The sequence below is a fragment of the Streptomyces sp. NRRL WC-3742 genome, assembly GCF_000720635.1.
Taxonomy (GTDB): domain Bacteria; phylum Actinomycetota; class Actinomycetes; order Streptomycetales; family Streptomycetaceae; genus Kitasatospora.
Map to the genome: position 1 here is coordinate 46,600 of NZ_JOCF01000055.1, position 7,610 is coordinate 54,209.

General features: G+C 66.2%; 7 protein-coding genes, 1 tRNA gene and 1 pseudogene. 8 read left to right on the top strand and 1 reads right to left on the bottom strand.

Features of this window, described 5'->3' with window-relative positions; genetic code table 11:
* Window positions 1–3 precede the first annotated feature (3 nt).
* From IH61_RS0127380 to IH61_RS0127415, 8 genes and pseudogenes are all read left to right on the top strand, one after another.
* Window positions 4–456: a nucleoside deaminase gene (locus tag IH61_RS0127380; protein ID WP_031074522.1), complete on the top strand. Its 453-nt coding sequence runs from the start codon at window positions 4–6 to the stop codon at window positions 454–456.
* A 951-nt stretch (window positions 457–1,407) separates the two neighbouring features.
* Complete coding sequence (locus tag IH61_RS43225) at window positions 1,408–2,616, top strand: DUF6575 domain-containing protein (protein ID WP_051838101.1); 1,209 nt, start codon at window positions 1,408–1,410, stop codon at window positions 2,614–2,616.
* A 496-nt stretch (window positions 2,617–3,112) separates the two neighbouring features.
* The gene (locus IH61_RS50020) at window positions 3,113–3,499 is read left to right on the top strand and encodes a hypothetical protein (RefSeq protein WP_051838102.1); all 387 of its coding nucleotides are present in this window, start codon (window positions 3,113–3,115) and stop codon (window positions 3,497–3,499) included.
* Window positions 3,442–4,586 (top strand): annotated as a pseudogene (locus IH61_RS41470) (replication initiator). Before IH61_RS50020 ends, IH61_RS41470 begins: the two are co-directional and overlap by 58 nt.
* Window positions 4,579–4,803 (top strand): helix-turn-helix domain-containing protein, encoded by a 225-nt coding sequence (locus IH61_RS0127400; RefSeq protein ID WP_031074529.1) that lies wholly within the window; start codon window positions 4,579–4,581, stop codon window positions 4,801–4,803. Before IH61_RS41470 ends, IH61_RS0127400 begins: the two are co-directional and overlap by 8 nt.
* Window positions 4,803–5,258 carry a hypothetical protein gene (locus IH61_RS50025; RefSeq protein WP_324607623.1) on the top strand — a complete coding sequence of 152 codons (456 nt, stop codon included), beginning with the start codon at window positions 4,803–4,805 and terminating at the stop codon, window positions 5,256–5,258. Before IH61_RS0127400 ends, IH61_RS50025 begins: the two co-directional genes overlap by 1 nt.
* Window positions 5,206–5,949, top strand: a complete 744-nt coding sequence (locus tag IH61_RS50030; RefSeq protein WP_324607624.1) for a site-specific integrase — start codon at window positions 5,206–5,208, stop codon at window positions 5,947–5,949. The genes IH61_RS50025 and IH61_RS50030 overlap by 53 nt, the downstream gene beginning before the upstream one ends.
* Before the next feature lie 157 nt (window positions 5,950–6,106).
* A complete protein-coding gene (locus IH61_RS0127415) occupies window positions 6,107–7,360 on the top strand; it encodes a restriction endonuclease (protein WP_051838104.1) in 1,254 nt (417 codons plus the stop codon).
* Between the two features lie 65 nt (window positions 7,361–7,425).
* Here the strand turns inward: IH61_RS0127415 and IH61_RS0127420 are convergent.
* Window positions 7,426–7,497: transfer RNA gene (locus tag IH61_RS0127420), tRNA-Val, on the bottom strand.
* Window positions 7,498–7,610: the final 113 nt, after the last annotated feature.

Below are 7,610 nucleotides of genomic sequence, written 5' to 3' on the forward strand. Positions count from 1 at the left end.
GACATGCCCCGGGACACGGATCGCCAACTGCTGCACACCGCGATCGAGGAGGCCCGCGCGGGCCTCGCCGAAGGCGGGATCCCCATCGGAGCCGCCCTGTACGGCCCCGACGGACAGGCCCTGCTCGGGCGCGGCCACAACCGCCGGGTCCAAGACGACGACCCCTCCACGCACGCGGAAACCGCCGCCTTCCGCGCGGCCGGCCGCCTGCGCTCCTACCGGGGCACGACCATGGTCACCACACTGTCGCCCTGCTGGTACTGCAGCGGCCTGGTCCGCCAGTTCGGCATCTCCCGCGTCGTCATCGGCGAGGCCAGAACCTTCCGGGGCGGCCACGACTGGCTCGCCGAACACGGCGTGGAGATCGTCCTCCTCGACGACGAGGAATGCGTCTCCCTGATGACCGCCTTCATCACGGCCCGCCCCGACCTCTGGCACGAGGACATCGGCGCCTGAAGCACCCGAGCGACGGGACCACACATGACGAATGCCCCGGACCGACCTCGGTCCGGGGCATTCGTTCCACGTGGGCGCGGACGGTTTCGAACCGCCGACATCTGCTTTGTAAGGCTTGGCGTGCGCCCCCTGCGCTGACCTGCACCGCGCCCAGCCTGCCCGTTCCCCGGCCACCGCGCCGCCGGCGCCCGCAACTGACCGCCACGTACCGCCCGATCTGGCACGCCTGTGGCACGGTGTCAGGCATCCCTAGGGCACTACCCCTCAGCCGCCCGACATGCGGCAGCGTGACAAGGCTCCACATCATACAGAAATCACTAGATTAGGTGACATATTTCCCCTTGGAGACCAATCGCCACCAACTCGGACTATCTTCCGATCACCCGTCGACCAGTGCGGTCGCACCGAGTAATCGAACGCATGCCCCCTGGTCACTATTGAGGAACGTTTGGATCAGACAACTTCCCGCTTCCCTCGTCCTGACCCAAGATCAGACCAGACCACGATGTCAGTGCGGTCGGCCACACTTGCCCGTGTCAGCCGTAGGGGGTTCTTCTTGGAGACTTGGCCCGACAACTTCCCTGAAGCCTGCCCCCCAGTCGACGCTGTCCCGGCAACAGGGCAGTTCTATCGGCTGGTGGATCAAGACCCACCAGCCAGGGAGGACTTCCTCAACCATCATGAGATGCTCACAGCCGGCCGCGTACGGTCTCGCTTCTGGACGGACGACTGTGCAGCCGCTGGACTGAGCGTCTTCGCTGACGCGGCAGACGCGGCGAGCACCCGGGCAGCCGTAGGGCCACTCAGGAAGAAGAAGATCGCAATTGGAGACATCACCGGGTCGGGAAGACTAAAGCACACGCCGCGGCATCCGAAGTGCACTCACCACACGTGGTGGCGCACTCTGAATGATGCGTCGTGGGAAGGGTTCGAGGTAGCACCATGAATTGGGTGCCAGAGAAGACAATTCTTGGCGATCTCAAAATCCTAGAAACTTACGTCTTCTACGATGGCCCTCGCGTCTTCAGCTGCATCTCTCTGACCGATCAAATCTATCTCGCCCTATGGGCCGCCGAGGGAGCCGACGGCGATGACTGGCTGTACCTTCCCATCTCTAAATCACGGCTAGAAATGGTCAGATCTGGCGGTATCGCCCTGAGGGCCGCTGTCGAATGGCCAGAGGGATTCACATTCCGAGTATTCCTCCCCCATCGCCCGGGCAGTCTAGACTCGGTGGAGCCAATTTCCTCTTCAGAGATCCCGGAAGAGTGGCTCCCAGAGGAGGGGTACTGCCTAGATCTCGCAACCCACACCCTGCCCCTCGCTGATCCTGAGAGCGTCATCGAGACGAAGGCTCGGCAAGAGAGCCGCACCCGGCTAAGACTCCGCGTCAAGTTGCCAAAGTTCTCCCGCAGCGAGGCTCCCGCCCGCGCCATCGGGGCACTACTCCTACAGACCCAGGCCGTATACGACAACCTCGGCTACGCCCTGCGCGAGATCACCCCATCTCAGCGAGGGAAGATCCCTGCCGATGTCACAGGCCAAACCGCCATCTCCATGGTCGGTGCCTCTGCAGCCAGCTTCATGCTTGAGATGGCATCCAATGAACTCGATGATCTCCTGGGAGAGTCCCTATTCGTCCAAGTGACGGAAAAGCTAATCGAACTCCTGGACATGAACCTGGAGTACTCAGAACTTGCAAGCAAGCTTGCAGAGATTAAGCCTCGCGCCGCAAAGAGCTTCAGGCTCCTGGTCGAGAAGTTTGTAGAAACAGGTGGCGATGTCACAGTCGCCGCAGCTGGCGCACACATTCCTTACTCGAAAAGGGAGCTCACCTCAGAGAAGCTGCATGAGTTCGCCAAGACCCTGAACCGGCTCGTTCCCGAAGACCAATCAATTGAGATCCGGCGCCGAATGGTGCTCTACAAGATCGACACCGAACGCAGGACCTTCGGATTCCGGGACGAGTCATCGAACCCTGCGGATGACTATGAAGGAAAGATCGACGATCTCGCTTGGCCTCAAGCCTCCCACGCGACCGTACAAGAGCACTATGACGTACTCATCGTCGGCACGACAGTAATTGATGAGACCGTTGGCGAGCGCAGAACGAAGTATCGGCTGATGCAGATCTCCCATATAAGCGGGGAAGTGCGGTAGGACCCTCTGGGCACGCGGGCGGTGGAGCGGTTTTGGCCGGTGTCCTGCCTGGTTTGGGATCGAGCATGATCGGGGGGCCGTAAGCTGTTGCGACTCGGTCAGGGCTTTTGGGCCTGACCGCAATTTGGCCGAGTGGCCCCCCGTTCTTGCTCGACTCGGGTCCCGAGCCTGGGAGGTGGGTAAAACCGTGGAGCCGCCCGACCCCAGCCACGACGGGCTCTAACCTCGGCTACTCTCCCGGCCGCACGTTCGACGTGCGCGGCCGGCCGCCGACGGAGCGGGGCGTAAGACAGGAGCGACGGCGAGCGGCTGGGCCGCGCGCTGGCGCGCTGTGCGCGCCCTTGAACCCGTAGAGAAGATTTTTACTCACTCCCCACTCCTCCACCCCTCACCCCACCCCGCCTCTTCTCACCGCCCACCTGCCTCCGGGCCCGTCGGCCATCTATCATCGGCAGGTTCAGATCTGACTGCTGTTCACATCGCCGGTGCGGGGGCCATGGATACGATCACCCAGCTAGTGACCACCGCCGCTGTCGTGCTCGGTGGGTTGACCACCTACGTGACGAACCACCTGATAGAGCGGAGCAAGCGCAAGGACGGCCTGCGGCTTCGCTGGGATGAGAAGAAGCTCGACGCGTACGCGGACTACGTCGGGCGGGTCCGGACCTCGATCCACATCGCAGTACTCCTGTACGAGGTGCGGGAGGAGATTCGGCAAATGCCCCGCACAGAGCATGAGTTGTCAATGGAGCTGACCGAGGCCGGCGGCGCCCAGGCAATGGCGTTCGAGCGGATCATGCTGCTCGCCGGGGACGAGCAACCGCCGTGTCACCCGCTGCCCGTCGTGCGCCGAAACCGTATCGCCGCGACACCTACCACCTGATCACCGCCGGACTCGTCGGCGGCAAAGGCACTCCGGAGACCGTGTCCGCCCACCCCCGGGTGTTCGCCACCTTCACCGCGCCCGGCTTCGGCCCAATCCACAACCGGCCCGGCTTCGGCCCAATCCACAACCGGCCCGGCTCCGGCACCTGCCGCTGCGGCAGCACCCATCCGGCCGACGACCCACTGCTCGGTTCACCTCTCGACCCTGAGAGGTACGACTACGAGGGCGCCGTCCTGTGGAACGCCCACGCGGGCAAGCTATGGGCCCGGTTCACGATCCACCTGCGCCGAGAGATCGCCAAGCTCGCCGGACTCTCCCAGCGCGCCTTCAAGGACGTCGCCCGAGTCTCGTTCGGCAAGGTCGCCGAGTACCAGAAGCGCGGCGCGATCCACTTCCACGCCGTCATCCGCCTCGACGGCCCCGAAGGCGGCGACACGCCCCCCCGCCAACCTGGGCGACCGCCGACCTTCTGACCGACGCTATCCGCGTCGCCGCCCGCCGGGCCGATATCCCCGGTCCGCTGGTCGACGGTCGACAGCACCGCTTCGCCTTTGGCCGGCAGCTCGACATCCGGACGATCCGCAACGCCGACTTCACCGGCCCAGTCCAGATCACCGAACGGGCCGTCGCCGCCTACATCGCCAAGTACGCGACCAAGGGGGCCGAGACCGCCACCGGCACGTTGGACCGGCCCGTACGGCTGCTCGCCGAGATCGCCCAGCACGACATCCCCGAACACGCCCGCCGACTCATCCGCACCTGCTGGAACCTCGGAGTCCGCCCCGAACTCGCAGAACTCCGTCTTCGGGCCTGGGCCCACATGCTCGGCTTCCGGGGCCACTTCTCCACCAAGACCCGCAGATACTCGACCACCCTCGGCGCCCTCCGTGACGCCCGTACTGCCTGGCGCCGCGCCCAGACCCTCGAACACCTCCACGGCCCCGACACCCCGGTCGCCGAGGAGAACACGCTCGTCCTCGCCCACTGGGTCTTCGCCGGCCTCGGCCTCACCCGCGGCGAAGCCTGGCTCACCCAAGCACTACAACCCGCACCCGGCACGGAAGGAGAACCGACCCATGACTGACCGCCTGTTGACCGCCGCACAGGCCGCCGAACTGCTCGGCACCTGGGAGACCAGCGGGGAACGGTTCCCTCGCCGGCTGATCGCCGAACGACGCATCGCTTACGTCAAGGTCGGCCACCACGTACGCATACCCGCCTCGGCCATCGACGCATTCATTACCGAACGGACCGTGCAACCGGTGACCGCCCGCCGTCGGCCACTCCGGAAGGTGGCGTGATGGCCAACTCCAGGGGAAACCGCCGGCGCTTCGGCTCAGTCCGCCAACTCGCCTCCGGTCGGTGGCAGATCCGCTATCCCGACCCGGTCACTGGCCTGATGCGGCCTGGTGAGCAGACCTACCCCACCAAGACGGACGCCGATGTCGCGCTCACGCTCATCGAAGCCGACATCAAGCGCGACCGGTGGGCCGACCCGGACGCCGGAAGGGTCAAGCTCGGCGACTTCGCCGCCGCCTGTCTGCGGGATCGCAAGCTGGAGGAGAGCACGCGCGAGCGGTACGCCATCACGCTCCGCCAGTACATCGAGCCCGGGTTGGGGCATCGGTCGCTCGCCGAGATCACTCCGGCCCGGGTGCGCTCCTGGCGGTCCGCGCTCCTGGAGAACGGAGCGCGAGCCGTCGGTGGTCAATGCCTATCAACTGCTGCGGGCCATCATGAACACCGCCGTGGATGACGAGGTGATCCAGCGCAACCCGTGCCGGATCAAGGGCGCCGACACCTACGACGTGCCGGAGCGGCCCGTTCCCTCCGTCACCGAGGTGTTCGCCGTCGCCGACGCGATCGGGCCGCGCTGGCGGGCGCTGGTGCTGCTGACCGCGTTCACCACGCGCCGGTTCGGTGAGTTGGCCGCGCTCCGCCGGCGGGACGTCGACCTGGCGAACCGGCTCGTCCGGGTGCAGCGCAATCAGGCGGAGCTCAACAGCGGGCGCCTCTACGACAAGGCGCCCAAGAGCCGGGCGGGCTTCCGGCCGGTGGCCTTCCCCGCCGAGATCGTCGATGACCTGGCCCACCATCTCGACCGGTACGCCGGCCCCGGCCCGGACGGGCACCTGTTCATCGGGCCCCGCGGCGGCAAGCTCCGGCGGAACAACTTCCGGGACGACTGGATCCGGGCCCGGACGGCCGCCGGGGTCAGTGCGGACGCCCACTTCCACGACCTCCGCCACACCGGGAACACCCTCGCATCGCAGAACGGGGCCAGCACCCGGGAACTCATGACCAGGATGGGCCACAGCAGCACCCGGGCCGCGCTGATCTACCAGCACATGACCAGCGACCGGGACCGCGCCATTGCCGACCGCATGGGCGAAGCCGTCCGCCAGGCGCTCCGGCGCGACGACCCGGCTACGGAAGCCGGTCAGTAGCCATCTCACTCAGCGCAGCCGGTTCGGCTCTCTCCCGACCGGCTGCGCTTCTTTGTCCCCCGCGATCCCGCCCCGGTATCAGCCGGTGATCGTGCCCGCGAGAAACTCCCTATTCGCACACACGTACTGCCCGCCGCCCAGAACGGAGCCCGCGCACGTGCCCGCCTCCAGCACACCCTCCCCGCAGACCGAGCAGCCCGCAGCAGCGTTCGACGAGCTGACCGATGTCGATCTCCACCTCGACGCGTTCTATCCGGGTGGCACCAAAGGCAATATCTCGGACGATCCAATCAACAAGCTGGTCCCGAAGGTGGGCAACCAGGGCGGCTTCCGGCTCGCCGGTTCGCCCTGGAATCAGGACGTCCGCCTGGCCGTCCTCTACACGACCGGCCGGGAGCGCGACTGGCCGGACGCTCTCGATCCGCAGACCGGAACGTTCACCTACTACGGAGACAACAAGAAGCCCGGACACGAGCTGCACGGGACGAATCCCGGCGGCAACCTCCTTCTCCGAAATGTCTTCGCCGCCTCCCATGCGGGTCCGGAGGAGCGGCGCCGAATACCTCCGTTCCTGCTCTTCGAGAAGGCTGGCGCCACCGGCCGCGGCGTCCGGTTCCGCGGACTGCTCGCGCCGGGAGGCCCGGCTCTCACCTCCGATGACGAACTCGCCGCCATCTGGCGCACAACCGGCGGTGAGCGCTTCCAGAACTACCGGGCCCGGTTCACCGTGCTGGACCAGGCCGTCATTCCACGCAAGTGGATCCAGCACCTCATCCACGGTGGGAACTCTCTGGAGGGCGGCTGCCCCAACGCGTGGCGCACCTGGGTCGAAACCCGCTCCTATCTTCCACTCACTGCCCCGGCGACGACCGTCATCCGCAGCCAGGCGGAGCAGCTGCCTTCTGACCCGAACTCCCGGGAGATCCTGGCAACAATCCGCGAGCACTTCCGCGACCGGGAACACGACTTCGAGCCGTGCGCGGTGGAGCTGTGGCGCCTTCTCGCACCGGCGACCGGCCAGGTTGAGGTGACCCGCCGTAGCCGCGATGGAGGGCGCGACGCCGTGGGGCAGTACTACTTGGGCCCTCCGGCCGACCGGATCGCCATCGACTTCGCCCTGGAAGCCAAGTGCAAGTCGCCCGACCAGGCGGTCGGCGTGAAAGAGGGAAGCCGACTGATCTCACGGCTGCGGCACCGAAACTTCGGGGTCCTCGTCACGACGTCCTACTTCAACCAGCAGATGCAGAAGGAGATCCGTGACGATGAGCACCCGGTAGTCCTGATCTGCGGCCGCGACATCGTCGAACTCCTCCGCCAGCACGGATACACGTCCAAGACTGCGGTCGAGGAATGGCTAGCCAAGAGGTACCCCGCGCCTGCATCTGGCACGCGGGTGGCACGGGACGAGTAAGACCGCGGAAACGATCTAGGGCCAGTTCGGGAGGATCACTCCTCCGAACTGGCCCTTCTCTGCTGTGGGCGCGGACGGTTTCGAACCGCCGACATCTGCTTTGTAAGAGCAGCGCTCTACCGCTGAGCTACGCGCCCCCCGTCGTGGGCCGGTGGGCGCACGACGAGCGTCTAGGGTACCTGGTTCGCGGGGGTGGTGCGTGCGGGTGCTCGGGGAGTGGGACGGGAGTGGGACGGGGGTGGGACGGGGG

Excerpts from the sequence above, each read along its gene's own strand:
- IH61_RS50025 (WP_324607623.1), top strand. The coding sequence starts at position 4,803 with ATGGCCAACTCCAGGGGAAACCGCCGGCGCTTCGGCTCAGTCCGCCAA.
- IH61_RS0127380 (WP_031074522.1), top strand. The coding sequence starts at position 4 with ATGCCCCGGGACACGGATCGCCAACTGCTGCACACCGCGATCGAGGAG.
- IH61_RS0127400 (WP_031074529.1), top strand. The coding sequence starts at position 4,579 with ATGACTGACCGCCTGTTGACCGCCGCACAGGCCGCCGAACTGCTCGGC.
- IH61_RS50020 (WP_051838102.1), top strand. The coding sequence starts at position 3,113 with ATGGATACGATCACCCAGCTAGTGACCACCGCCGCTGTCGTGCTCGGT.